This window comes from Rhodobacter sp. SY28-1, assembly GCF_005222785.1.
Lineage (GTDB): Bacteria > Pseudomonadota > Alphaproteobacteria > Rhodobacterales > Rhodobacteraceae > Tabrizicola.
Genome location: NZ_STGH01000004.1, coordinates 133,038 through 159,099 on the forward strand (window position 1 = coordinate 133,038; position 26,062 = coordinate 159,099).

The following is a 26,062-nucleotide window of genomic DNA, read 5'->3' on the forward strand; positions in this document are numbered from 1 at the left end:
ATGCTGATCCTCGAATGCCCCTACTGCGGCGTGAAGGCCGAAGAGACCGAGCTGAGCCCCGGCTACGAGGCGCATCTGAAGCGCTTCGGCCCTGGCTCCAGTCCCGAGGAGTTCGAGGCCTACATGTTCGCCCGCAAGAACCCCAAGGGCGTGCATTTCGAACGCTGGCGGCACACCTACGGCTGCGGCAAGTGGTTCCTGGCCGCCCGCTGCACCGCCACCTTGGAGGTGTTCGGAACCTATCCTGCGCAGGTCTCCGAACCCCCCGCCGACATCATCGCGAAGATCCAGGCCCGCCGCCCCGGCTGGACGCCTGACGGAAAGGCCCCGAAATGAGCACGCGTCTTGCCAAGGGCGGTCGGTTGGTCAACCGCTCCGCGCCGGTCGAATTTTCCTTCAACGGCAAGCGCTTCCGCGGCTATCAGGGCGACACGCTCGCCGCGGGACTCTTGGCCAACGACCAGGTTCTTGTGGGCCGCAGCTTCAAGTACCACCGCCCCCGCGGCATCGTCGCCTCGGGACCGGAGGAGCCGAACGCGCTTGTGAACCTCGGCTCCGGCGCCCGGCTGGAACCGAACCAGCGCACCACCACGACCGAGCTTTTCGATGGCCTTGAGGCGACGTCTCAGAACCACTGGCCCTCGCTCGACTTCGACGTGGGCGTGGTGAACAACTACGCGGCCCGCTTCATGCCTGCGGGCTTCTATTACAAGACCTTCATCCACCCGCGTCCGGCTTGGAAGCACCTCTTTGAACCCTTCATCCGCCGCGCCGCGGGCCTTGGGAAGGCGCCGACCACCGGCGACGCCGACCGCTACGAACAGGCCTATGCCTTCTGCGACGTACTGGTGATCGGGGCAGGGGTGGCAGGCCTCAAGGCCGCGAAAGCCGCCGCCGACAAGGGCCAGCGCGTCATCCTGCTGGAACAGACCCCGGTCCTCGGCGGTCGCGCTCCGGTGGACGACACCGAGGTTGATGGCAAGCCGGTCGACACCTGGCTTTCCGCCATGGAATCCGACCTCGCCGCCCGCGACAATGTCACGATCCGCACTCGTACCTGCGGCTTCGGCGTCTATGACCACGGCTATGTTCTGGCCGACGAACGCGTCGCCGACCACTCCCCCGGCGATGGCCGCCCGAAACACCGCCTCTGGCGCATCCGGGCGGGCAAGATCGTCTCGGCCACGGGGGCCATCGAACGCCCGCTCAGCTTTGCCGGAAACGACATCCCCGGCGTGATGCTGGCCTCGGCCGTTCGCGACTACGTCGTGAACTACGCCGTCTCGCCCGGTGATCGCACGGTCATCGTCACCAACAACGACTCTGCCTACCAGACCGCCCTTGCGCTGAAAGCCGCAGGCCTCGACGTCCCCGCGATCCTCGACGCCCGCGACAGTGCGACTGGCGCTCTGCCCGAGGCCGCTCGCTCCGCAGGCATCCGCGTGCTCACCGGCAAGGCCATCGCGAAGGTCAAAGGGTCCAAGCGCGTCACCGGCGTCGCCATCTGTGCGCAGGCCGGGGAAGGGGCGGTCCAGGAAGAAATCGCCTGCGAGGCCGTCGCCATGTCCGGCGGCTGGTCGCCCGTCGTCCACCTGTGGAGCCATTGCGGCGGAAAGCTTCGCTGGGACGAGACCTTGTCCGCCTTCATCCCCGACCCCAAGCGCCCGCCCTTGAACCACGACGGCTCCGCGATGGTCGAAGTCGTGGGCAGCGCAGCCGGGGACCTCGACCTGTCCGGCACACCTGTCGCGATCCCCCCCGTCTGGGTCATGCCGCAAGGCGCGCCGATCCAGCTGCGGTCGAAAATGTGGCTCGACTACCAGAACGACGTGAAGGTTTCCGACGTCCAGCTCGCCTCCCGCGAGGGCTATGTCTCGGTCGAACACACCAAGCGCTACACGACGCTGGGCATGGCGACCGATCAGGGGAAGCTGAGCAACATCAACGGACTCGCCGTTCTTGCTGAGAGTTTGGGTCAAGAGATCCCGCAGGTCGGTACCACCACGTTCCGCCCGCCCTACACGCCCGTCACTATCGGCGCGCTGGCAGGCGAATCGCGGGGCGACATCTTCCAGCCCCTGCGCCGCACGCCCATGCACGAACAGCACGAAGCGGCGGGCGCATATTTCGAACCCGTCGGCCTCTGGCGCCGCCCCTACTGCTTCCCGCGCGCGGGCGAGACGCACGAACAGGCCGTCCACCGCGAGGTCCTGAACACCCGCCAGAACCTTGGCCTCCTCGACGCCTCCACCCTCGGCAAGATCATCGTCAAGGGGCCGGACGCGGGCCGATTCCTCGACATGCTCTACACCGGCGTCATGTCCACGCTGCCCATCGGCAAGTGCCGCTACGGGCTGATGTGCAACGAACAGGGCTTCCTCTCGGATGACGGCGTCGTCGCCCGCATCGACGAGGACACCTGGCTTTGCCACACAACCTCGGGCGGGGCCGACCGCATCCACGCCTGGATGGAAGACTGGCTGCAGTGCGAATGGTGGGACTGGAAGGTCTACACCGCCAACGTGACCGAACAATACGCGCAAGTGGCAGTCGTCGGCCCGAACGCGAGGAAGCTTCTGCAAGTCCTTGGTGGCATGGACGTTTCCAAGGAAGCTCTGCCCTTCATGCAATGGGCGGACGGCATACTTGCGGGCTTCCCGGTCCGGGTCTACCGGATCAGCTTCTCGGGCGAACTCTCCTACGAAATCGCCGTCCCCGCCAGCCACGGCGCGGCCTTCTGGAAAGCCTGCACCGAGGCCGGAAAGGCCCTTGGCGCGATGCCCTACGGCACGGAATGTCTGCACATCATGCGGGCCGAAAAGGGCTTCATCATGATCGGGGACGAAACCGACGGGACCGTCATCCCGCAGGACCTTGGGCTGGACTGGGCGATCTCGAAGAAGAAAGCCGACTTCCTTGGCAAACGGGGGCAGGAACGTACTTACCTTGCCAGCCCGGACCGCTGGAAGCTTGTCGGCTTCGACACTTTGGATGGGTCAGTCATCCCGGACGGCAGCTATATCATCGCCGATGGCACGAACGCCAATGGTCAGCGCAACACGCAAGGTCGCGTCACCTCCACCTACTACTCGCCGACCCTGAAACGCGGCATCGCGATGGGGCTTCTGAAGCACGGGCCGTCGCGCATGGGCGAGGTGGTGGAGTTCAACACCGTCGCAGGCGGCACGGTAAAGGCGCGGGTCCGCGACACCGTCTTCTTCGACAAGGATGGAGAGAAGCAGAATGTCTGAGCCAGTCAGCGCCCCCGTCAGCGCACTCAACGGCGCCAGCTTCCAGGGCTTTGCCACCATCCGCGAGATCGGCCCCCTCGGCATGATTACCCTGCGCGCCAAGGGCGTGAAGGCGCTGGACAAGGCCGTCAAGGCTGTCACCGGCACCAAGCTGCCCGTGCAACGCCGGATCGAGATCAAGGGAGATCGCGCCTGCGGGTGGATGAGCCCGGACGAGTATCTGCTGATCCTGCCCTATCCCGAAGTTGCAGAGGCGCTTGCCAAACTCGCCAAGGCGCTGGCGGGCGAGCATCACCTGGCCGTCGACGTCTCCGACGCCCGTGCGATCTTCCGGATCGAGGGCGACAAGGCAGCCGATGTATTGCGCAAGCTCTCGCCGGTCGACTTCGAGCGTCTGGAACCCGGTGAACTCCGCCGCTCCCGCGCCGCCCAGGTCGCGGCGGCCCTGTGGGCTCAGGACGGCGGGTTCACGCTGGTCTGCTTCCGTTCGGTCGCGGGGTACGTGATGGGCCTTCTGACCCATTCTGCGCAGCCGGGAAGCGAGCTCTAGGGCCGGACTGGCCAGTTCACGGAAGGCGGCGAGGTGAAAATCAGCAGACCAATGCCGGTCGTCTCGGGAACCCAAAGCCCCGTCACGGGGTTACTCCCTCCCGCTTGCACTTGACCTTCCCGCGTCAAGACCTCTTATTCGTCGCAAGCATTCAATAGGAGAACTCCCATGGCCTTCACCCTTCCCGATCTCCCCTACGCCCACGATGCGCTTGCGTCCCTCGGCATGTCGAAGGAGACGCTGGAGTATCACCACGACCTGCATCACAAGGCCTATGTCGACAACGGCAACAAGCTGATCGCCGGCACCGAGTGGGAGAACAAATCTCTCGAAGACATCATCCGCGGCACCTACCAGGCGGGCGCCGTGGCCCAGAACGGCATCTTCAACAACGCCTCCCAGCACTGGAACCACAACATGTTCTGGACCTGGATGGCCCCGGGAGAAGGCAAGAAGATCCCCGGCGCGCTGGAAAAGGCGCTTACCGACAGCTTCGGGTCCGTCCAGAAGTTCAAGGACGACTTCGCCGCCGCCGGTGCGGGTCAGTTCGGTTCGGGCTGGGCCTGGCTGGTGAAGGACAAGGATGGCGCGCTCAAGGTCACCAAGACCGAAAACGGCGTGAACCCCCTGTGCTTCGGCCAGACCGCACTTCTTGGCTGCGACGTGTGGGAGCACAGCTACTACATCGACTTCCGCAACAAGCGTCCGGCCTACCTGACCAACTTCCTGGAAAAGCTGGTCAACTGGGAAGCTGTCGCCGCAGGCCTGTAAGCCCCGGCCCTGCAAGGACATCCCGGCCCGCAGAGCGATCTGCGGGCCTTTTGCATTCTCTCAGGCGAAGGCCTGCGCCAGTGCCGTCTCCAGTGCCGCGACATCCGGGACGACCAGGAACTGCCGCCTCAACCCTGCGTCCGCGAAGCCTTCCGCGATCACATGGTCGATCAGGCCCACCAGCGGCTGCCAATAGCCCTCGACATCCACCAGCAGGATCGGTTTTGCATGCAACCCGATCTGCGCCCAGGTCAGCACTTCGAAGAATTCGTCCAGTGACCCCGCGCCGCCCGGCAGCACCACCACGGCGTCCGAGTTCATGAACATCACCTTCTTCCGCTCATGCATGTCCTCGGTGATCACCAGCCGCGCCCGGTCCCGCCCGGTCTTCTCGCGGCCCAGAAGGTGCGTGGGGATCACCCCCAGACTGTCCGCGCCCTCTGCCGCCGCCGCCTCGGCCACCGCCCCCATCAGGCCGACATCGCCCGCCCCGAACACCAGCCGCCAGCGATTGCGGGCCAGCATTGTGCCAGTGGCACGGGCGGCTGTGACATGGGCCGGGTTGCGGCCAGAACGCGAGCCGCAAAAGACGCAGACGGAACGAAGGGGCATGTCGGGACCTGAAAAAGGTTGCTTTGCCCCGTCATATAGAGATTCCTGATGACAAGAAATGCAAAGCGGCGAGACCGCGCCGGGGGGAGACGGGGATGTCGGCATTCGGGGCCTTGGACCGTGGCACACGGGTTGCCATCCTGCTGCTGGGCGGGGCCGCTGCGGCCGGGATCGGCTATCTTGGCTGGCAGATGACCCGGCCTGCGCCGCAGGTCGAGGCCTCTGCCGAAGCGCCTAAGGACCCGACAGCCGAGACGACCACCCCGGCAGAGACTGCCACCACGCCCGAAGCCGCGCCAGAAACCGAAACCGCAAGCGCCGCCGAACCGGCTGCAACCGAAGTGGCCGCCGCCGAGCCAGCGCCCGAGGCAGAACTTGCCTCCGAGCCTGATCCAGCCCCCCTCGCCCTCCCGGTCATCGACACCTGGCGCGTTGCCGCCGATGGCGAAGCCGTAGTCTCGGGTAGCGCCGCGCCCGGGGCCACCGTCGAGGTCATCGTCGATGAGGCGAAGGTCGCCAGCGGCGAGGCGACCGCTTCGGGCGAGTTTGCAATCCTTTTCTCGCTGCCTGCCAATCCGAACCCCAGCCTGATGTGGCTTTCGATGACGGTGCCGGGTCAGGCCGCGGTGCCGTCCACCGAAATGGTTGCCCTGGGGCCGATCGAGGGGCCGAAGCCGGAGGTTGCAGCCGGGGAAGCGGCCAGCACGGACACGCAGGTTGCAGCCGTGGAAGAGCCCGCCGCGCCGCCCGCACTGCTATTGTCCGAAGAGGGTGCCGTCGTGCTGCAGGACCCGGCACCTGCAGAACCTGCGACGGACGCCGCTCTGAAGGTGTCGGTGATGATCGACACGATCTCCTACACGCCGGATGGCGACGTGCAGGTCGGTGGGCGCGGCACGGCGGGGACCACGCTGCGGATCTATGTCGACAATGCCGAAAAGCTGACCCTGCAGATATCCGATGCGGGCACCTGGCTCACGACCCTGCCTGACACGCCGCCCGGCATCTACACCCTGCGCGCCGATCAGCTGGATGCCAAGGGCAAGGTGGTCTCGCGGTTCGAGACACCCTTCAAGCGCGAAACGCTGGAGGCTCTTGCCGCCGTGGCTGCCGGGAATGCAGCCGAGCCCGCGCCGGAAGCGACCGCCATGGCGACGGCCGAAGCCCCGGCCCAACCTCCCATAGCCGAAACTGCGGCCGACAACGCCGGGACCCCGGAACCGGCGGCTGCACCCGAGGTCGCCGCCGAACTTACGGCCGATGAAAGCGCGGCCCCGGCTGAAACCGCCGCTGTCGAAACTGCCACCGCTCCAGACGCACCCGCTGTCCCGCAGGCCGATGCGCCCGCCGCGACGCCCGCTGCCGCCCCGGCCCCGGTCACTGTCACGGTCCAGCCGGGCTTTACCCTTTGGGGCATCGCGCAGGAGCGCTATGGCGACGGCGTCCTCTATGTTCAGGTGTTCGAGGCGAACCGCGACAAGATCAAGAACCCCGACCTGATCTATCCCGGTCAGGTGTTCTCGGTCCCCGAAAGCGCAACTTCGCCCTGAAGCACGGCCATCCCGGGCCTGCAGGCCGCCCGGACCTCGGGGTGGTCGCAGCAGCAATGGTTCAGCACATAGGCGATGGTCGACCCGATTCCGGCCGCATCGACGCTGTAGAACACGTTCCGCGCCGCCTTTCGTGATCTGAGCAGCCCCGCCTGTTCCAGTGCGGACAGATGGAACGACAGCCGCGGCGCAGCGATGCCCAGCCTTTCGGCGATCTGGCCAGCGGCCATGCCCTCATCGCCCTGCGGCGTCAGCAGGCGGATCAGGTCCAGCCGTGTCTCGTGCGCAAGGGCCGACAGGGCGGCGAGGGCTTTACTTCGGTCCATGGTTCAACTATTCACGAAGCGTTGAAATGACAATAGCCGATCCCTGACCGCCGCGCAACGCCGATGGCAGGCCAAGGACAGCCCGCCCGAGAAAGTCCGATGCGCCGCACGACCAAGAACGCCACCACTGCCGACAGCGGCACCTCCCGCGCCCCTGCGATGACCACGATCCGCCGGGTCGCCCCCTATCTCTGGCCGGAAGGGCAGGGCTGGGTAAAGCGCCGCGTCGTGTTCTCGCTGGTCTTCCTGGTCATGGCCAAGCTCGTCTCGGTCCTGACCCCCTACATCTACAAGCTTGCCGTCGACAGCCTGGCGGGTGAGGCCGGAACCGACCCCCGCGCACTTCTGGGTCTTGGCGCCGTGGGTCTGGTCGTCGCCTATGGCCTTGCCCGCCTCGGCACGGTCCTTTTCGGCGAGTTGCGCGATGCCGTCTTCGTCCGCGTCGGCCAGCGCGCGATCCGCCGCCTGGCCATCGAGACCTTCACCCACATCCACCAGCTGTCCTTGCGCTACCACATCACCCGCAAGACCGGCGGCCTGTCCCGCATCATCGAACGCGGGGTGAAGGGCGTCGACTTCCTTCTGCGCTTCATGCTCTTGTCCATCGGGCCCCTGATCCTGGAACTGACCATGGTCGCGGTGATCTTCGCGCTTGTCTTCGGCTGGCAGTACGCCGCCGTCGTGGTCGTCACCATCGCGCTCTACGTCTGGTTCACCTTCACTGTCACCGAATGGCGCGTGAAGCTGCGGCGTGAGATGAACGATCAGGACACCGATGCCAATCAGAAGGCCATCGACAGCCTGCTGAACTACGAAACCGTCAAGTATTTCAACGCCGAAACCCGCGAAGCCGACCGCTACGACGGTGCGATGCGCCAGTATGAAACCGCTGCCGTCAAGACCGGCCTGTCGCTGTCCTTCCTGAACATCGGCCAGGCCACGCTCATCACCTCCGGCCTCGTCATCGTCATGGCGATGAGCGCCGTGGGCGTCCGGTCCGGGACCCTGACCGTGGGCGATTTCGTCATGGTCAACGCCTACATGATCCAGATCACCATGCCGCTGAACTTCCTCGGCACCGTCTACCGCGAAATCCGGCAGGCGCTGGTCGACATGGGCGAGATGTTCGGCCTTCTTGGCCAACCGGCCGAGATCGTGGATGCGCCCGACGCGAAGCCCCTGCAGGTCAAGGCCGGCGAGATCACCTTCGACGACGTCCACTTCGGCTATGAACCGACGCGCGAGATCCTGAAGGGTGTCTCCTTCACTCTGAAACCGGGGCAAAAGCTGGCGCTCGTCGGCCATTCCGGTAGCGGCAAGTCCACCATCGGGCGGCTTCTCTTCCGCTTCTACGACGTGACCTCGGGCGCGGTGCGGATCGACGGGCAGGACCTGCGCGATGTGACCCAGACCTCGCTCCACGCCCAGATCGGCGTCGTCCCGCAGGATACCGTCCTCTTCAACGACACGATCCGCTACAACATCGCCTACGGCAAAGCCAACGCGACCGAAGAGGAAATCGTGGCCGCCGCGAAGGCCGCCCGCATCCATGACTTCGTCACGCGCCTGCCCGAAGGTTATGAGACCAAGGTCGGCGAACGCGGGTTGAAGCTTTCGGGGGGCGAAAAGCAGCGCGTCGGCATCGCGCGGACGCTCTTGAAGAACCCGCCGATCCTGATCCTGGACGAAGCGACCAGTGCCCTGGACACCCAGACCGAACGCTCGATCCAGGAAAGCCTGTCGGAAATGGGGCAGGGGCGCAGCGTCATCACCATCGCTCACCGCCTGTCGACTATCGCCGACGCGGACCAGATCCTGGTGATGGAGGAAGGCCGCGTCGTCGAGCATGGCACCCACGATGCACTTCTTGAAAAGGGCGGCGTGTATGCGGCGATGTGGCAGCGCCAGATCATGGAAGGCGAGGATTTTGCAAGCCAGGTCATCGAATTCGAGGGTGCCAAGGCGGGCCTGCGCTATACGGAACGCGAGGCAGCCCGAGAAGACAATGCACGCGCTGCACCGATTGGCTGACAGGCGCGTGAACCCTGTCAAATGACAGGCTTTTTCCTTTGACCATCCGGTCAGGCTTCAGCATTCTTCGCCCACCCCTTAAGGAGTGGGCGATGCTCATCCGGCGTCTTGGTCTTGTGCTGTTGCTTTGGCTATGTGGCCTCTCCGCCGCGCTGGCCGAAAAGCGCGTGGCGCTTCTCCTTGCGGCAGAGGACTACGATTTCATCCGCCCGCTGGAAAACCCGGCGAATGATGCCCGCGCGCTGGAAACGGTGCTGGAAAACCTCGATTTCGAGGTCTTTGTCGAAACGAACCGCGACCTGAAACGCACCCGCCGCGCGCTCGAGGATTTCAAGGAAGACGCCGCAGGAGCAGACGTCGCGCTGCTGTTCTTCGCGGGCCACGGCGTCGCCATCGACGGGGTGAACTACCTGCTGCCCACCGACGCCGACGCGTCCTCTGCCGCGAAGCTTGCCGAAACCTCGCTGCCCCTGTCCGAGGCGCAGGAGGCGATCCGGTCCGTCGCACCCGTCGCGATCATCCTCCTCGACGCCTGCCGCGATGACCCGTTCAACGGCGGCGGGACCGAGGGGCGCGGGGCCGCCGCGCTTGAAGACGACCCGCCCACCGCCGCGAAACCGACACCCGGCCTTGGTCGCATCGGCCGTGCCGACGGTGTCCTCTTCGCCTTCGCCGCCGCCCCGGGCGAGACCGCATCGGACGGGGACGAGGCGAACTCGCCCTTCACTGCCGCCTTGGTCCGCCACTTCCCCACCGCAGGGGTCGAATTGCGCACCGCGCTGACCCTCGTCCAGCAGGACGTCTACGACCGCAGTCGTGGCAAGCAGCTGCCCTACATCGAAAGCGGCCTGCCCGAACTGGTCTTCATCTCGGGGCAGGGCGCGCTTCCTGAACGCGACCAGCTTCTGATCGCGATGGCCGACCTGACCCCCGACATCCGGGCCGAGGTCGAAACCCTTGCCGCCGCGCGCAATCTGCCCCTCGCGCCGCTTTATGCGGCCCTTCTGTCGGCTGACCTTGACAGTCAGTCCCCCGAGGAACGCGGGGCGATGCTGCTGGAGGCGGCGCAGTCTTACGAGAACTTCCAGTCCGAGTTGCAGCGGTTCCAGTCCGACGATCCCCGCGTGGCCGCCCTGCGCACCAAGGCCGAGGAACAGCTGACCCTCGGCGCCTTCGACGCAGCCCGCGCCGCCCTGACCGAAGCCGCCGAGATCGACGCCACCGCCCGCACCACGATCAAGGAAACCTACCTGTCGCGCACGCTGTCCGAGGCCGCGACCCACATGCTGAACGCGAACGCAGCCCGCACCGACCTGCGCTACGACCTGGCGATCTCCGACCTCAAGAAAGCGGCCGCGCTCTATGCCGAGGTCTCGACTGACATCGACCGCGAAGCGCAATTCAACTACGTCACCACCCTGACCAGCCTTGGTGAATTGCAACTGGTGGCCGGGAACACCGAAGCCGCCTGGGCCGCCTACAACGAACGCGCGACCTTCGTGCAGACCCGGGTCGAGGCCGACCCGACCGATGTGGAGTGGGTCCGCGAGCTGGTCTGGTCGCTGAACGACCTTGGCAGCGTGTTGCAGCAGCAAGGCTATCTGAAAGAAGCCGAAACCGCCTATTCCAGCGCGCTGGAGTTCTCGGCGTGGCAGGCCGACCAGCGGCCCGACGACCTTGACCTGCTGCGCGACCGGCAGGTGGCCGTGAACCGCGTGGGCTCGATCCGGCTGGCGCGCAACGACAACGCGGGCTCGCTGGAGGCCCATGCCGAGGCGCTGGCCATCGCCGAATCCCTCCTGACCCAGAACCCCGACAACGTCACCTACCGCATGGACATCTCGTTCACCCAGGAACGAATCGGCGATGCAAAGCTTGCGATGGGCGACAAGGCGGGGGCCAAGGCAGCATTCGAGGCGGCGCTTCAGATCGCTGAAGCACTGGTTGCCGAATTCCCCGGCGATGTCGTGATCCGCCGCAACCTGTCGGTCAGCTATGAACGCATCGGCGACATGCAGGTGGACGACGGAGATTATCCGGCGGCGCTGGAAACCTTCGGCAAGGCCCTGACGATCCGCGAAGAGCTCGCCGCGCTTGACCCCGACAACAAGCCGCGCCAGCGCGACCTGGCGATCAACTTCGACCGGATCGGCGATGTGCAACGGCTGTCGGGCGACATGGATTCGGCCCTGCTCGCCTATCAGGCCGCGCTCACGATCCGCGAGAAACTCGCCGCACTTGATCCCACCAACATGGTCTGGCAGCAGGACCACCTGGTCAGCCTTGACCGGATGGGGGACATCCACTTCGATTCGAATGACTTCGTGGCTGCCCTGCAAGCGCAGGAAACCGCCCGCAGCGTCGCCGAGGGCATGGTGGCCATGAACCCCGACAACCTGTCACGCCAGGCCGATCTGGGGACAGCGCTGCAGAAGATCGGCGACATCAAGCAGGCAATGGGCGATCCGCTCGGCGCGCGCGAGGCGCTGCAGGCCGCGCTCGATCTGCGACAGGCGGTGGTGGCCGCCGACCCTGCCGTTCCGCGTTTCGTGCGGGATGCCGCCTATGCGTTGGTGGCGATGGCCGAACTGGACCTTTACGAAGGCGCTCCTGAACCCGCCGAACCCCTGGTGGCCGACGCCGTGGCCAAGCAGACCCAGCTTGCCGGGGCCGCGCCCGACGACCCGTTTACCTTGCGGGACCTCTCGATCGCGCAGAACCTGCACGCCTCGACCCTGATGCAGCTTGGCCGCAACAGCGAGGCGGTGACCGTGGCCCAGGCCTCGCTGGAGACCGCAGACCGGCTTTTGCAACTGGACCCGACGATCCCCGAACACATCCACGACCGGCTGGTCACGCTGAACCGGCTGGGCGACGCGCAGGCCGCCCTGGGTGACAATCGCGCGGCGGCGGACACGTTCAAGGCGATGGTCGCCGAAGGGAACCGGCTTCTCGACGTCGATCCCTACAGCCAGCCCTGGGCCAATGACCTGGGCCTTGCGCTGGAACGGTTGGGCAATGCGCAATCGGCGACCGGCGACGTGGCCGGGGCGCTGAAAAGCCATCAGGACGCGCTTGCCCTGCGTGACTGGCTGTCGCAGCAGGACCCCTCGAACCCGGCGTGGTATCGCAATCTGGCCCTGTCGCACGCCAGCGTGGCCACGGCCCTGTCCGACCGCAACGATTTCGAAGGTGCCCTGCCGCATCAGGACGAATCTCTGCGCATCATGCGTGACCTGGCCGCAGCCTTCCCGGACGATCCCTGGTACAAGATCGACCTGGTCCGCGCGCTCGACCAACGCGCCATCCTGTTGCAGGACCCGACAGCCGAGAACCAGGAGGCGCTGGCAATTCTGGAGGACATGCAGGCCATGGGCACCCTGCCGCAGGGTTACGAAGACTGGATCCCGTCCTTCCGCCAGGCCCTGGGCCTGCCGACGAAGTAATGCCTGCCGGGGTGGGGCAGGGCTTGGCAACGCGCGGGCTTTGCCTGTAAGACGGGGAAAACGAAAAGTGAGGCCACCGCGTTGAGCAATCCCGACAGCTTCATCGAGGAAGTCACCGAAGAGGTGCGCCGGGATCGGCTGTTCCGTCTGTTCCGCAAATACGGCTGGATCGGTGTCGTCGTGATCATCGGCCTTGTCGCAGGCACCGCCTGGACCGAATGGTCAAAGTCGCGCGACGAAGCCCGCGCCGAAGCCTTTGGCGATGCGCTGATCGATGCGCTTGACCACGGCACCCCCGACGAACGGCGCGAGGCGCTGGCCGCCGTGCCTTCGGATGCCGAACAGACGGCAATTCTCAATCTGATCCTCGCGTCCGACCCGGCCGGGGACAAGGCCGCCACTCTGGCCGCTCTGGACAAGGTCACCGCCGACGCCAGTCTGTCGCCTGCCTACCGCGATCTTGCCGTGCTGCGCCGGGTGCTGGTCGCCGGGGCGGATCAGCCGATTGCCGACCGCCGTGCCGCTCTTGACGGCATTGCCGTTGCGGGTCGGCCCTATCGGGTGCTTGCCACCGAACAGCTGGCCTACCTCCTGATCGAAGAGGGCAAGACGGACGAGGCGATCACCGCCTTGACCGCGCTCCTGCAGGATCAAGAGGCCTCGGGCTCGCTGCGGTCGCGGGTTGCCCAGGTTATCACGGCGCTCGACGGCTCGCTGCCCGAAGCCTCGGGTGGTTGAGACCCCAAGATGAGCCAAGCGAAAGGTCCTTTCAGGTGGCAGGCATGAAGGTCAGACAGATGGGCGGCAAGCTGATGGCCGGCGTGGGGCTTCTGGCTCTTCTGGCGGCCTGCGGGCCAAGAGAGGTGATCCTGCAAGGTGAACGCTTCCCGGTGCGGGCCGATCTTGAGGCCAGCGTCCCGGTCGAAGGCCAGCCGGCCCCGACCGCGCCCGCGCCCGCCGAGAACCAGAGCGTCGACATCTCGCTGGGGCCGCAGACCGGCGGTGACTGGACCCACCGCGCAGGCAATGCGCGCCACCTGATGCCGCATGCCGCGCTGTCCTCCGCCCCGCAGCTTGCCTGGGCGGCCAAGGTCGGCGCCGGGTCCAGCCGCAAGAACCGGATCGCTGCCGCGCCAGTCGTGGCAGACGGCCGCATCTTCACCATCGACGCGGGCGTCGGTGTGACCGCGACCGGGACCAACGGCGCCACACTGTGGACGACGGACCTGACGGCTGCCTTCGACAAGGGCGGCGGTCAGTCGGCCGCGGGCCTTGCCACCTCGGGCAACCGTGTCTTCGCGACGACGGGCTACGGCGAACTCGTTGCCCTCGACGCGGCCTCCGGTGCCGTACTCTGGCGGCAGCGCGTCGATGCCCCGATCAGCGGCGCCCCGGCCACCGACGGATCGGCGGTCTATGTCTCGGGCCGTGACGGCTCGGCCTGGGCGGTTGATGCAGCGGACGGCAAGGTGATCTGGCAGGTCGTCGGCACCCCCGGCAAAGCCGCCTATGTCGGCACTGCTGCGCCCACCATCGGCGACCGCGCGGTGATCTTCCCCTCCTCGGGCGGGGACCTGATGGCCGTCCTCAAGATCGGCGGCGGCACCAAGATCTGGCAGGCGTCCTTGGCGGGCAAGCGGCTTGGCCGCGCCTACGCGCTCACCTCGGACGTGACCGGCGATGCAGTCATCGCGGGCAAGACCTTGTTCGCAGGCTCCGGCTCGGGCCGCACTGTCGCAATGTCGGCTTCCTCGGGCGAACGCATCTGGTCGGCCGGCGAAGGCGCCCTGGGCCCCGTCGCCGTTGCAGGCGGCTCGATCTTCCTTGTGAACGACGAAGCCAAACTCGTGCGCCTTGACGCCGCCACGGGCGAGGCGATCTGGTCGGTCGAAATGCCCTATTTCACCAAGGACAAGATCAAGCGCCGCAAGGGCATCTTTGCCCATTACGGCCCGGTGATGGCCGGTGGACGGATCATCGTCGTCTCCTCGGATGGCATCCTGCGCGCTTTCGACCCGGTGAATGGCAACCTCGTCCACACCGCCGAAATCCCCGGCGGGGCCGCCGCACAACCGGCCGTGGCCGGGGGCACGCTCTATGTCGTCAGCGGCAACGGGCAACTTCTCGCTTTCCGCTAGGCCTGATCCCGTGTATCGGGGGCGCTTCGCAGGAAACGGACCTGAGACATGACCTTTACGCTCGCCATCGTGGGCCGCCCCAACGTGGGGAAATCGACGCTGTTCAACCGCCTCGTCGGTCGCAAGCTGGCGCTTGTCGACGACCAGCCCGGCGTGACCCGCGACCTGCGCGAAGGCGACGCCCGGATCCACGATCTGCGTTTCACGGTGATCGACACTGCGGGCCTTGAAGAGGTCACCGACGACAGCCTGCAGGGCCGGATGCGCCGCCTGACGGAACGCGCGGTCGACATGGCTGATGTCTGCCTGTTCCTGATCGATGGCCGCGTCGGCGTGACCCCCTCGGACGAGGTCTTCGCCGACATCCTGCGCAAGAAATCCGCCCGTGTCCTGCTCGGCGTCAACAAGGCCGAGGGCAAAGCGGGCGATTCCGGCGCGCTGGAGGCCTATTCGCTGGGCCTTGGCGAACCCATCCGCCTGTCGGCCGAACATGGTGAGGGGATCGACGACCTCTACCACGCCCTGCGACCTTTCCAGGAAGAGTTCGCCCCCCGCGAAGCCGAAATGCTGCCGGAAACCGATACCGACATCTCGGAAGAAGACGCCGAGCTTGAGGCCGACGAGAACGCCCACAAGCCGACGGCTGCGAAACCCCTGCAGATCGCCGTCATCGGCCGCCCGAACGCCGGAAAGTCGACCCTTATCAACAAGATCCTCGGCACCGACCGGATGCTTACGGGGCCGGAGGCCGGGATCACCCGCGACGCGATTTCCGTCCGCGCCGACTGGCAGGGCACGCCGATCCGCATCTGGGACACCGCCGGCATGCGCAAGAAGGCCAAGGTGGTCGAGAAGCTGGAGAAGCTCTCCGTCGCCGATGGCCTCCGCGCCGTGCGATTCGCCGAGGTTGTGGTCGTCCTTCTGGACGTCGAAATCCCGTTCGAAGTTCAGGATCTCCGCATCGCCGACTTCGCCGAAACCGAAGGCCGCGCCGTGGTCGTCGCCGTCAACAAGTGGGACCTTGAGGACGAAAAGCAGGAAAAGCTCGCCGAGTTGAAGGAGATGTTCGAACGCCTCCTCCCGCAGCTCCGCGGTGCGCCCCTTGTCACCGTTTCAGCCAAGACGGGCCGGGGCCTCGACCGCCTGCATGATGCTATCCTGAAGGCGCATGACGTCTGGAACCGCCGCATCCCCACCGCCAAGCTGAACACCTGGCTGGGGGCGATGACCGAAGCGCACCCGCCTCCCGCACCGGGAGGCCACCGGATCAAGCTGCGCTACATGACCCAGGCCAAGACCCGGCCGCCCGGTTTCATGATAAAATGCTCGCGCCCCGACGAACTCCCGGAAAGCTACAAGCGCTATCTCGTGAATGGCTTGCGTGACCATTTCGACATGCCTGGCACGCCGATCCGTCTGTATCTGCGGTCGCAGGGCAACGAGAACCCGTGGAAGGAACGCAAGTTCAACACGCCTTCGCGGCTGCGGAAGCACAAGGAAAAGAACACCGGGCAGTAAATCCAAGAATTCTAAGTAAAATTCTTGCCAAATTCCTTACTTAAGGAATTTGGCTCCGCCGCCACAGCCAACCCGCCGCGACCAGCACGACTGCCGCCACCGCAAGTGCCGCCCAGGCGACCAGCGTCTCGCTGCCCCAGTTTTTCGCCGCAACACCCACAAGCGCCCAGATCACGGTCACCGAATAGACCGGCATCCGGGGCTTCCGCGATTGCACCAGCGGCGTCAGGATCAGGACGACGCCCAGCATGTCCAGCGCCGCTTCCTCGTTCCCGGTATATCCGTATCCCGCCAGCAGGATCCCGGTGGACACCAGCGACGCCGCCGTCAGCCAGCCCGCGAAGATGGCCAGCGGCGCCGACAGGATCCAGCGGTCCGGCTCGGTAGGGGCCTGCAGGAAAGCCAGGATCGCCGAAGCCGCCATCACCAGGATCACTGCCGTCGCCCAGACCGGGCTTGCGCCGGCGATGGCCAGCCAGACCGTTCCCAGCACCAGGGCCACCGCCAGCGCCGGTCGCACCCGAACCCAGGCCGGATCATCCGCCCGTTTCCACAGGCCAAACCCTGCGTGCAGGATCAGCCACAGATAGATGACCGACCAGATTGCGAAGGCGTATCCCGCTGGCTGGATCGCGGGGCGCGCGATTTCGACCGGAAACTGTCCCGGTTCATAGCCTGTGAAGGGCGGGGTCACGAAAGGGGCCACCGCAAAGGCGGCGGCGGAAACAAGTACGATCAGCGCAAACAGGCGGTTCATTCCGGACTCCAATGGGGCGGGCATGGGGAAACCCCGCACCCTGCCCAAGGTTCCCGGTCAGACGAGCTGCCCTTCGGCAGTGATCCGGGTCTTGCCCCCAAGATAGGGCACCAGCGCCGCAGGCAAGGTCACCGACCCATCCGCCTCCTGCCCGTTCTCCAGCACCGCGATCAGGCAGCGCCCGACCGCGAGGCCCGACCCGTTCAGCGTCGCCACGAACTCGGGCTTGCCGCCGGCGGGCCGATAGCGCGCATTCATCCGCCGCGCCTGGAACTGGCCGCAGGTGGAGACCGACGAAATCTCGCGGAACGTGTTCTGCCCCGGCAGCCAGACCTCCAGGTCATGCGTCTTCTGCGCCCCGAATCCCATGTCGCCCGTGCACAGGACGATGGTCCGGTAGGGCAGGCTCAGCCGCTCCAGCACCGCCTCGGCGCACTTGGTCATCCGCTCATGTTCGGCCAGCGCCGTCTCCGGCGTGCAGATGGTCACCATCTCGACCTTCTCGAACTGGTGCTGCCGCAGCATGCCCGTCGTGTCCTTGCCCGCCGACCCAGCCTCGGACCGGAAGCAGTGCGTGTGCGCCGTCATCCGCAAGGGCAAGGCGCTCTCCTCAAGGATTTCCCCCGCGACCGAGTTGGTCAGCGTGACCTCCGAGGTCGGGATCAGCCACCAGCCGTTCGTCGTCTGATAGCTGTCCTCGGCGAATTTCGGCAGCTGGTTGGTGCCATACATGGCATCCTCTTTCACCAGCACCGGGGTCCAGGTCTCGGCCAGCCCATGTTCAGACGTGTGCAGGTCCAGCATGAACTGCGCCAGCGCCCGGTGCACCCGCGCGACCGCGCCGCGCAGCACGACAAAGCGGCTGCCCGAAAGCTTCGCCGCCGTCTGGAAGTCCAGCCCGTCCTTCGCCGCCGGAATGTCGAAATGCTCCAACGGCTTGAAATCCATGACGCGCGGCGTGCCCCAACGCCGGATTTCGACGTTCCCGCTTTCGTCCGGCCCCTCGGGCACCTCGTCCAGCGGCAAGTTCGCGATCCGCATCAGCGCATCGCGCAGCCGCGCATCCTCGGCGCCCGCCTCCTCGGTCAGGCGCGCGCCCTCGGCCTTCTTCTCGGCCACCAGCGCCCGCAGCCGCTCGAATTCCGCGTTGTCGCCACGCGCCTTGGCGGCGCCCACGTCCTTCGAGGCCGCATTCTGCGCCGCAGCCGCGGTTTCCGCAGCCAGGATCTTCGCCCGCCGCGCCTCGTCGATCGCCAGCAATTCCGACGACATCGGCGCCAACCCGCGGCGAGACAGCGCCGCGTCAAACGCAGCGGGATTGTCGCGGATGAACCGGATGTCGTGCATGGGCCTAGTCTCCTGAAACACCAATGGCGGCGCTTATGCCCGATATCGTGGCAGGGGGGAAGGTGCGAGGCTGCCCGCAAACGAACCGCGCCCTCTGGCAAACCGTCCCGAAAGGCCTTACATCAGCCGACAATTGCAAAACGGGCGGCAGCCTAAGCCACCCGATCCTACCAGAGAGGATGTCCATGTTCGCCACCCCCGCCTTCGCGCAAGCCGCAAGTGCCGCCCCCGGCGGAGCCGCCGTCTTCGCGCAGTTCCTGCCGATCATCCTGATTTTCGTGATCTTCTACTTCCTGCTGATCCGCCCGCAGCAGCAGAAGATGAAGCAGCACCGCGCCATGGTCGAAGCCCTGCGCCGGGGCGATCAGGTCGTGACCTCGGGTGGCATCGTCGCCAAGGTCTCGAAGGTCCAGGAAGACGGCATGGTCGAGGTCGAGATCGCCGACGGGGTCAAGGTGAAGGTGATCAAGCACACGATCACCCAGGTCCTGAACAAGACCGAACCTGCGGCAAGCTAAGGTCGGACCCATGGAATCGATGGCGCTCTGGAAGCGGATTCTCATTCTGCTCGTCTGCAGCTGGGGAATTGTCGCGGCAATTCCGAACCTGTTCTACGCTCAGGTCGAGCGCCACAATGACGCCGTCGCTGCCATCGAAGAGGCTGGTGGAACCGCCACGGCCGAGCAAGAGGCGGCGCGTGCCGAATGGCCGGGCTACCTGCCGTCGGCCCTGATGAACCTTGGCCTCGACCTGCGGGGCGGGGCGCATCTTCTGGCCGAAGTTCAGGTCGAGGATGTCTACAAAAGCCGGATGGACAGCCTCTGGCCCGAGGTCCGCGACGCGCTCCGCGATCTCCGCGACCAGGTTGGCGCCGTCCGCCGCGCGCCCTCGCCCGACGATGTCCTGCGCGTCACGATCTCCACCCCTGAAGGCATGCCCGCAGCCCTCGAGGCGGTCCGCGCGCTTGGCTCCAGCGTCGTCTCGCTGACCGGGATCGGCGAAAGCACCATCGACGTCACCGCCGAAGGCAATGACATCGTGGTCCAGCTGTCCGAAGCCGAGAAGCTCGCCACCGACGGACGGACGATCCAGCAGTCGCTGGAAATCATCCGCCGCCGCGTCGACGAAGCCGGGACCCGCGAACCAACCATCCAGCGCCAGGGCGAAGACCGCATCCTGATCCAGGTCCCCGGCATCGGCTCGGCGCAAGAGTTGAAGGCGCTGATCGGCCAGACCGCGAAGCTCACCTTCAACGCAGTCGTCAGCCGCACCACCGATGCTGGCATCACCCCCGGGGCCCGCAACGTGCTGCTGCCGTCCCTTGACGAAGAGGGCGTCTACTATGTGGTCGAGGACGCGCCCGTGGTCTCGGGTGAAGATCTGGTCGACGCCCAGCCCTCCTTCGACCAGAACGGCCAGCCCGCCGTCAGCTTCCGTTTCGACACCACCGGCGCCCGCGCCTTCGGCGACTACACCGCCGCCAACATCGGCGCGCCCTTCGCCATCGTGCTGGACGGCGAGGTGATCTCGGCCCCGGTGATCCAAAGCCATATTCCCGGCGGATCGGGCATCATCACCGGCAATTTCTCGGTCGAGGAATCGACCCGCCTTGCCGTCCTTCTGCGGGCCGGTGCCCTTCCGGCCGAGATGACCTTCCTTGAAGAACGTACCATCGGCCCGGAGCTCGGCCAGGATTCCATCGACGCGGGCCGCACAGCCGCCCTCATCGGCATGGTGGCCGTCGCAGTCTACATGGTTCTGTCCTACGGCCTCTTCGGCGTCTTCGCCAACCTCGCGCTTGCGATCAACATCGCGCTCATCATGGCGGTTCTATCGGCCATCGGGGCCACGCTGACGCTGCCCGGCATCGCCGGGATCGTGTTGACCATGGGTATGGCAGTCGACGCCAACGTTCTCATCTTCGAACGGATGCGAGAGGAAATCCGCGCCGGGGCCAACCCGCGGCGGGTGGTCGAGCAGGGCTTCGACCGGGCATTCTCGGCCATCATGGATTCGAACGTGACTGGCCTTCTGACCGCGATCATCATGTTCTGGCTTGGCTCCGGCCCCGTGCGCGGCTTTGCGGTGACCCTTGGTCTTGGCATCATCACCTCGATGTTCACGGCCGTTTATGTGACCCGCCTGATCGTCGAAACCTACATCGACTGGAAGCGTCCCAAGACGCTCGTGGTCTGACCGGAGGATTTGGAAATGGCCTGGCGTCTGCGGCTGGTTCCCGAAAAGACCAACATCGACTTCTTCAAGATCCAGTGGGTCACCTTCGGGACCTCGGTCTTCGCCATGTTGGCCTCGATCGTGCTGATCTTCACGATGGGACTGAACTTCGGCATCGACTTCCGGGGCGGCACCACGATCCGCACCGAATCCACGACCGCCGTCGACGTGGGCGCCTATCGTGACGCTCTCTCCGGAATCAGTGCGGGCGATGTCTCGATCACCGAGGTCTTCGATCCGTCGTTCCGCGACGACCAGCACGTCGCGATGATCCGCCTTTCGGCCCGTGAAGGCGAGGAATCAGTGACGCCGGAAGTCATTGCCGAGGTCGAAGCCGCCCTGCAGGCAATCGACCCGGCTATCACCTTCCCATCGGTCGAATCCGTTGGCCCGAAGGTTTCACAGGAACTCATCACATCCGCCCTGCTTGCCGTGCTGGCCGGCGCGGCCGGCATCCTGTTCTACGTCTGGGTCCGCTTCGAATGGCAGTTCGCGGTGGGAACCGTGGCGGCGCTGATCCATGACGTTCTGGTCACCGTGGGCATCTTTGCGCTGTTCCAGATCAAGTTCGACCTGACCATCGTCGCGGCCCTGCTGACCATTCTTGGCTATTCGGTCAACGACACGGTCGTCATCTTTGACCGGCTGCGGGAAAACCTCGCCAAGTACAAGCAGATGCCCCTGCGCGAGATGATGAACCTCACCGCGAACGAGACGCTGTCGCGCACGATCATGACGGCCTCGACCACCTTCATCTCGCTTCTCGTCCTGTTCATCTTCGGCGGCGACGTGATCCGGGGCTTTGTCTTCGCCATGCTGCTTGGCGTCGTCCTCGGCACCTATTCGACGCTCTACATGGCAAAGAACATCGTGCTGATGCTGGGTGTGGACCGCAGCGACAAGACCAAGAAACCGGGCAACGGCGAATTCGCCAATGTGGATGCTTAAGGGGGCCTCGTGCGCCTGACCGAAGTCACCTACGGCAGCGCTAAGGCGATCGAGGGTTACGGCCCCGGCTTCTTCCGTGTGGCCGGGCACGTCCTGCGCGGTCCCTGCCTCATCACCCCCTGGGACGCCGGTCCCTGGGGCGGGTTCGAGGACACGGCAGCGCCGCTGTCGCTTGCGGACAGGATCGACGTCCTTTTCGTCGGCACTGGCTCTGCCATCGCCCATGTCCCGCAGGCTTTTCGTGAGGCTCTGGAAGGGCAGGGGATCGGGGTCGAGGTCATGGCCTCCCCCACCGCCGCCCGGACCTACAACGTGCTTCTCGGCGAAGGCCGCCGCGTTGCAGTGGCGCTGATCCCGGTCGATTGACCGCCGTCAGCGGGGGCAATGGTAGGCCCGGAGGGACTCGAACCCCCAACCAAGGCGTTATGAGCGCCCTGCTCTAACCAATTGAGCTACAGGCCCGTAGGCCCCCTCTGCCTAGCAGACCGGCGCGTCGGGTCAAGCCACCGGGGGACCGGCCCATGCCGTCATCTGCGACGCCGTCACGCCGCAGCCGCTCGGGACTAGCAAAACAAGGAAACCGTGGGCCAGACCCGCCAAGCCTGCAGTTGCCGCTGCCCTGCATCTGGTGTAGCGGACAGGCGGAACCGGCTTCTCAAGGGGATGCGACATGGCGACGGGACACAACGGCTTGACCTATGCCGATGCGGGCGTGGACATCGACGCCGGGAATGCGCTCGTCGACCGGATCAAGCCCGCTGCCAAGTCGACCAGCCGGTCCGGCGTGATGGGCGGCCTCGGCGGCTTTGGCGCGCTTTTCGACCTCAAGGCCGCAGGCTACCAGGACCCGATCCTGGTCGCGGCCACCGATGGCGTCGGCACCAAGCTGCGGATCGCCATCGACACCGGACACGTCGACACCATCGGCATCGACCTCGTCGCCATGTGCGTCAACGACCTCGTCTGCCAGGGCGCAGAGCCCTTGTTCTTCCTCGACTATTTCGCCACCGGCAAGCTGGAGGTCGAAGAGGCCACCCGCATCATCACCGGCATCGCCAAGGGCTGCGCCGATTCAGGCTGCGCGCTGATCGGCGGCGAAACGGCCGAGATGCCAGGCATGTATCACAAGGGCGACTTCGACCTCGCCGGGTTCGCCGTGGGCGCCATGGAACGTGGCCAGGACCTGCCGCGCGACGTTGCAAAGGGCGACATTCTCCTCGGCCTTTCCTCCTCTGGCGTCCACTCCAACGGCTACAGTTTCGTCCGCAAGGTCGTGGAACTTTCCGGCCTTGGCTGGGACGCCGCGTCGCCCTTCTCCGAAGGCACTCTCGGCCAAGCGCTCCTGACTCCCACCCGCCTATACGTCAAACAGGCCCTCGCCGCCGTCCGCGCGGGCGGCGTCCACGGCCTTGCCCACATCACCGGTGGGGGCCTTACCGAGAACCCGCCGCGCGTCCTGCCCGAAGGCCTCGCCTGCGAGATCGACCTCGGCGCATGGGCCTTGCCCCCGGTCTTCCGCTGGCTTTCCGCCACGGCGAACATGTCGGAACCCGAGCTTCTCAAGACCTTCAACTGCGGCATCGGCATGATCCTCGTGGTCGCCGAAGACCGCGCCCAGGCCCTGACCGCGCTCCTGCAAGGCGAAGGCGAGACCGTCACCCGCCTTGGCCGGATCGTCGAAGGGCAGGGGGTCATCTACAAGGGCAAGCTTCTGTGAAGCGCGTCGCCATCCTGATTTCCGGGGGTGGCTCGAACATGTTGGCATTGGTTCGGGACATGACCCAGGCCCACTACGCCCAGCCCGTCCTCGTCGCCTCCAACGACCCCGCTGCCGGGGGCCTCGCCAAAGCCGCTGCACTCGGAGTCCCGACCGCCTCGGTCGACCACCGCCCCCATGGCAAGGATCGCGCAGCCTTCGAGGCCGCGCTCGCCGAAAAGATCGACGCCACCCGCCCAGATATCCTCTGCCTGGCGGGCTTCATGCGGATCCTGACCCCCGGCTTCATCCGCCGCTATGAGGGCCGGATGCTGAACATCCACCCCTCGCTTCTTCCGAAATACCCCGGCCTCCACACCCACGCCCTGGCGCTGGCCGCAGGCGATGCCGAGGCCGGCTGCACCGTCCACGAGGTCACCGCCGAGTTGGACGCAGGCCCCATCCTTGGCCAGGCCCGCGTCCCCGTCCTGCCCGGCGACACCGAAGACAGCCTCGCCGCCCGGGTCCTTACGATGGAGCACCAGCTCTACCCCGCCGTCCTCCGGCGCTTCGTCACGGGCGACCGGACGCCGGTCTCGCTACCCTGAAGGCCCATCTGGCCGCGTCAGGACAAAGGCCGAGCCCACCGCAATCAGCACGGTCTGCACCAATAGCGCCTTCCAGGACAGCCCAAGCAGCACCGACACCGCGACGACCGCCACCATGCTCCCCACCGCCAGCCGCTTGGCGGGCCGCGAGATTGCTCCGTTCTCCTCCCAGTTCCGGATCGACGGGCCGAAGACCGGATGCGCCAGCAGCCAGCGATGCAGTCGGGGCGAGGACTTGGCGAAGCACCCGGCCGCCAGCAGCAGGAACGGGGTCGTCGGCAGGACGGGCAGCAGCACCCCGACGAGCCCCAGCCCCAGGAACACGCCACCCAGTGTCAGCCAGATCCAACGCATCGCGCCCTCCGCGTCTGGCGGCCAAATGCGCATGGCCATGGAGCAAGCTCAACCCCGGCCCTTTTCTTTTCTTCCTTCTCCGCCTATAGCGGCGCGGAAATGGGCGGGATGACCCCGCGAGCGAAAGGACGGCACATGCGCACGATCACCACGACCGAAGACCTTGCCGCCTATTGCGCGCTTGCCAAGACCCAGCCCTTCGTCACCATCGACACCGAATTCCTGCGCGAACGCACCTACTGGTCCAAGCTCTGCCTGATCCAGATGGCACTCCCCGGCGCGGGCGAGGCCGTCCTCATCGACCCGATCGAGGGCGACGAGATGTCGCTCGAGCCGCTCTACGACCTCTTCCGGCATGAGGCGACCGTGAAGGTCTTCCACGCCGCCCGGCAGGACCTTGAGATCTTCTTCGTCGAAGGCGGTGTCTTCCCCAAGCCCCTGTTCGATACCCAGATCGCCGCCATGGTCTGCGGCTTCGGCGAACAGGTGGGCTACGAAACCCTGGTCAAGAAGATCGCCCGCGCCGATCTGGACAAGACCTCGCGCTTCACCGACTGGTCGCGCCGTCCGCTGTCGGACGCGCAGAAGGAATACGCGCTGGCCGACGTGACCCACCTGCGGGTGATTTACGAATGGCTCGCGGCCCAGCTGAAGAAGAATGGCCGTGCCGAATGGGTGGCCGAAGAACTCGCCGCCCTCACCGATCCCGCGACCTACACCGTCCACCCCGATGAGGCCTGGCAGCGCATCAAGACCCGCACCACCTCCGGCCGCTTCCTGGCTGTCGTCAAGGCGCTCGCCCGATTCCGCGAGGCTTATGCCCAGGGCCAGAACGTGCCGCGCAGCCGGGTGATGAAGGACGATGCGCTCCTTGAACTCGCCTCAACCCGCCCCACCACGGTCGAAGAACTGGGCCGCTCCCGCCTGCTTCTGCGCGAAGGCCGCAAGCCCGAGATCGCCGACGGCATCCTTGCCGCGGTGAAAGAGGGACTTGAGATGAAGCCCGAGGACATGCCTCGGGTTGAGTCCTCGCGCGAACAGATGCAGGTGAACCCCGCACTGGCCGACCTCCTCCGCGTGCTTCTGAAGGCCAAGTCGGAATCGCTGGGTGTCGCCCCCCGCCTCATAGCCTCCTCGGCCGATCTGGACCTGATCGCCGCGGGCGACCGCAGCGTGCCCGCCCTGACCGGCTGGCGGCTTGAGGCATTCGGCGATGACGCCATGCGCCTGTGCAAGGGTGAGATCGCGCTGTCAGCAAAGGGCAACGAGGTGCGCGTCGTCCGCCTCTGACCGCTCGTCGCGGACTTCGTCACTCCTCGCTGGGCGCACCTGCGACGCGAAGCCGAAGGCGCGACGCAAAAGCCCCGTTATCGCCGCGAGGCCCGCGCGTTGGTCGCGCCCTGCACGACGATCTCCCGCACGTTTTCCAGCTTGAAGTCGGAAATGTAGATCGCCGCATCTACCTGCCGCGATTGCGCGGTGTTGACATCAGTCTTGGTCGTCGGCGGAAACACCCGGAACTCATAGACCTGCGTGCCGCCCTCGGACAGCGGCAGCGGAACCAGTTCCGCGCTCCAGTAGCCCTGAACCGGCATCTGCCCGCGGGCCCGCACGATGGCCCCGCCCGGGATCGGCTCGACCGCAAGCGACATCACCACTTCGGCCAGCACCCGCCCGTCTTCCTTGGCCTCGGGCAGCACGATGATCTCGCGCGGCTCGGACTTCCGGAACCAGTTGAACGGGTTGAGTTTGCTTTGCCGCAACCCCCCGCAACCCGCAAGGGCGACGGCCAGGCCAAGAACAACGTGACGGCGGGACAGGGACATGGGTCAAGCTTCCTGATGCGTTGCCTCTTGGGTAGCCGATGGCACCGCGTTTGAAAAGCGCTTCTCTGGGAAAGCGCCACCCCGGGGCTGGACCTTTT

The 26,062-nt window shown here is 66.0% G+C and carries 23 protein-coding genes and 1 tRNA gene; 17 read left to right on the forward strand and 7 right to left on the reverse strand.

All coding sequences use genetic code 11. The features are described from left to right. From E8M84_RS19710 to E8M84_RS19725, 4 genes are all read left to right on the forward strand, one after another. The gene (locus tag E8M84_RS19710) at positions 1-336 is read left to right on the forward strand and encodes a sarcosine oxidase subunit delta (RefSeq protein WP_137112956.1); all 336 of its coding nucleotides are present in this window, start codon (positions 1-3) and stop codon (positions 334-336) included. Next, positions 333-3,251 (forward strand): sarcosine oxidase subunit alpha family protein, encoded by a 2,919-nt coding sequence (locus tag E8M84_RS19715; protein WP_137112957.1) that lies wholly within the window; start codon positions 333-335, stop codon positions 3,249-3,251. Before E8M84_RS19710 ends, E8M84_RS19715 begins: the two co-directional genes overlap by 4 nt. After that, complete coding sequence (locus E8M84_RS19720) at positions 3,244-3,801, forward strand: sarcosine oxidase subunit gamma (RefSeq protein ID WP_137112958.1); 558 nt, start codon at positions 3,244-3,246, stop codon at positions 3,799-3,801. Before E8M84_RS19715 ends, E8M84_RS19720 begins: the two co-directional genes overlap by 8 nt. Before the next feature lie 168 nt (positions 3,802-3,969). Continuing rightward, entirely contained in the window at positions 3,970-4,572 is a 603-nt protein-coding gene (locus E8M84_RS19725) for a superoxide dismutase (protein ID WP_137112959.1), read from the forward strand. Positions 4,573-4,632: 60 nt separating this feature from the next. Here E8M84_RS19725 and E8M84_RS19730 read toward each other — a convergent pair whose 3' ends face one another. Then, on the reverse strand, positions 4,633-5,184 hold the full coding sequence (locus E8M84_RS19730; RefSeq protein WP_137112960.1) for a TIGR00730 family Rossman fold protein: 552 nt from the start codon (positions 5,182-5,184) through the stop codon (positions 4,633-4,635). Between the two features lie 95 nt (positions 5,185-5,279). Here E8M84_RS19730 and E8M84_RS19735 point away from each other — a divergent pair, with 95 nt between their 5' ends. Beyond that, positions 5,280-6,734 carry a LysM peptidoglycan-binding domain-containing protein gene (locus E8M84_RS19735; protein WP_240790460.1) on the forward strand — a complete coding sequence of 485 codons (1,455 nt, stop codon included), beginning with the start codon at positions 5,280-5,282 and terminating at the stop codon, positions 6,732-6,734. On the opposite strand, the gene E8M84_RS19740 is transcribed toward E8M84_RS19735, so the two are convergent. Next, positions 6,695-7,060, reverse strand: a complete 366-nt coding sequence (locus E8M84_RS19740; RefSeq protein ID WP_137112961.1) for a helix-turn-helix transcriptional regulator — start codon at positions 7,058-7,060, stop codon at positions 6,695-6,697. The genes E8M84_RS19735 and E8M84_RS19740 overlap by 40 nt on opposite strands. A 99-nt stretch (positions 7,061-7,159) precedes the next feature. On the opposite strand from E8M84_RS19740, the gene E8M84_RS19745 reads away from it, so the two are divergent. From E8M84_RS19745 to der, 5 genes are all read left to right on the forward strand, one after another. After that, entirely contained in the window at positions 7,160-9,091 is a 1,932-nt protein-coding gene (locus tag E8M84_RS19745; RefSeq protein ID WP_137112962.1) for an ABC transporter ATP-binding protein/permease, read from the forward strand. 92 nt (positions 9,092-9,183) lie between these two features. After that, positions 9,184-12,537 (forward strand): caspase family protein, encoded by a 3,354-nt coding sequence (locus E8M84_RS19750; protein ID WP_137112963.1) that lies wholly within the window; start codon positions 9,184-9,186, stop codon positions 12,535-12,537. An 81-nt stretch (positions 12,538-12,618) separates the two neighbouring features. Next, the gene (locus E8M84_RS19755) at positions 12,619-13,275 is read left to right on the forward strand and encodes a tetratricopeptide repeat protein (protein ID WP_137112964.1); all 657 of its coding nucleotides are present in this window, start codon (positions 12,619-12,621) and stop codon (positions 13,273-13,275) included. Positions 13,276-13,319: 44 nt separating this feature from the next. Further along, positions 13,320-14,675 carry a PQQ-binding-like beta-propeller repeat protein gene (locus tag E8M84_RS19760; protein ID WP_240790461.1) on the forward strand — a complete coding sequence of 452 codons (1,356 nt, stop codon included), beginning with the start codon at positions 13,320-13,322 and terminating at the stop codon, positions 14,673-14,675. Between the two features lie 48 nt (positions 14,676-14,723). After that, complete coding sequence (gene der / locus E8M84_RS19765) at positions 14,724-16,193, forward strand: ribosome biogenesis GTPase Der (RefSeq protein WP_137112965.1); 1,470 nt, start codon at positions 14,724-14,726, stop codon at positions 16,191-16,193. A gap of 40 nt (positions 16,194-16,233) precedes the next feature. Here der and E8M84_RS19770 read toward each other — a convergent pair whose 3' ends face one another. Further along, positions 16,234-16,950 carry a hypothetical protein gene (locus tag E8M84_RS19770; protein ID WP_137112966.1) on the reverse strand — a complete coding sequence of 239 codons (717 nt, stop codon included), beginning with the start codon at positions 16,948-16,950 and terminating at the stop codon, positions 16,234-16,236. Between the two features lie 57 nt (positions 16,951-17,007). Then, positions 17,008-18,297, reverse strand: a complete 1,290-nt coding sequence (gene serS, locus E8M84_RS19775; protein ID WP_137112967.1) for a serine--tRNA ligase — start codon at positions 18,295-18,297, stop codon at positions 17,008-17,010. A 185-nt stretch (positions 18,298-18,482) separates the two neighbouring features. On the opposite strand from serS, the gene yajC reads away from it, so the two are divergent. Genes yajC through E8M84_RS19795 form a run of 4 tightly spaced genes read left to right on the forward strand, consistent with a single transcriptional unit; the run spans position 18,483 to position 21,846 of the window. Next, positions 18,483-18,815: a preprotein translocase subunit YajC gene (gene yajC / locus E8M84_RS19780; RefSeq protein WP_137112968.1), complete on the forward strand. Its 333-nt coding sequence runs from the start codon at positions 18,483-18,485 to the stop codon at positions 18,813-18,815. 10 nt (positions 18,816-18,825) lie between these two features. After that, positions 18,826-20,493 carry a protein translocase subunit SecD gene (gene secD, locus E8M84_RS19785; RefSeq protein ID WP_137112969.1) on the forward strand — a complete coding sequence of 556 codons (1,668 nt, stop codon included), beginning with the start codon at positions 18,826-18,828 and terminating at the stop codon, positions 20,491-20,493. Between the two features lie 15 nt (positions 20,494-20,508). Continuing rightward, entirely contained in the window at positions 20,509-21,480 is a 972-nt protein-coding gene (gene secF, locus E8M84_RS19790; RefSeq protein ID WP_137112970.1) for a protein translocase subunit SecF, read from the forward strand. 9 nt (positions 21,481-21,489) lie between these two features. Further along, a complete protein-coding gene (locus E8M84_RS19795) occupies positions 21,490-21,846 on the forward strand; it encodes an Mth938-like domain-containing protein (RefSeq protein ID WP_137112971.1) in 357 nt (118 codons plus the stop codon). 19 nt (positions 21,847-21,865) lie between these two features. Here the strand turns inward: E8M84_RS19795 and E8M84_RS19800 are convergent. Next, positions 21,866-21,942, reverse strand: a tRNA-Ile gene (locus E8M84_RS19800). Positions 21,943-22,150: 208 nt separating this feature from the next. On the opposite strand from E8M84_RS19800, the gene purM reads away from it, so the two are divergent. Together purM and purN are read left to right on the forward strand one after the other, a co-directional pair. Further along, positions 22,151-23,197 carry a phosphoribosylformylglycinamidine cyclo-ligase gene (purM, locus tag E8M84_RS19805; RefSeq protein ID WP_137112972.1) on the forward strand — a complete coding sequence of 349 codons (1,047 nt, stop codon included), beginning with the start codon at positions 22,151-22,153 and terminating at the stop codon, positions 23,195-23,197. Continuing rightward, entirely contained in the window at positions 23,194-23,784 is a 591-nt protein-coding gene (gene purN / locus E8M84_RS19810) for a phosphoribosylglycinamide formyltransferase (protein ID WP_137112973.1), read from the forward strand. The genes purM and purN overlap by 4 nt, the downstream gene beginning before the upstream one ends. Here the strand turns inward: purN and E8M84_RS19815 are convergent. After that, a complete protein-coding gene (locus tag E8M84_RS19815) occupies positions 23,776-24,138 on the reverse strand; it encodes a YbaN family protein (RefSeq protein ID WP_137112974.1) in 363 nt (120 codons plus the stop codon). The genes purN and E8M84_RS19815 overlap by 9 nt on opposite strands. A gap of 135 nt (positions 24,139-24,273) precedes the next feature. Between E8M84_RS19815 and rnd the strand changes: the two genes are divergently transcribed. Then, positions 24,274-25,428, forward strand: a complete 1,155-nt coding sequence (gene rnd / locus E8M84_RS19820) for a ribonuclease D (RefSeq protein ID WP_137112975.1) — start codon at positions 24,274-24,276, stop codon at positions 25,426-25,428. Between the two features lie 77 nt (positions 25,429-25,505). Here the strand turns inward: rnd and E8M84_RS19825 are convergent, their stop codons facing one another. After that, a complete protein-coding gene (locus tag E8M84_RS19825; RefSeq protein WP_240790462.1) occupies positions 25,506-25,964 on the reverse strand; it encodes a hypothetical protein in 459 nt (152 codons plus the stop codon). Positions 25,965-26,062 lie beyond the last annotated feature (98 nt).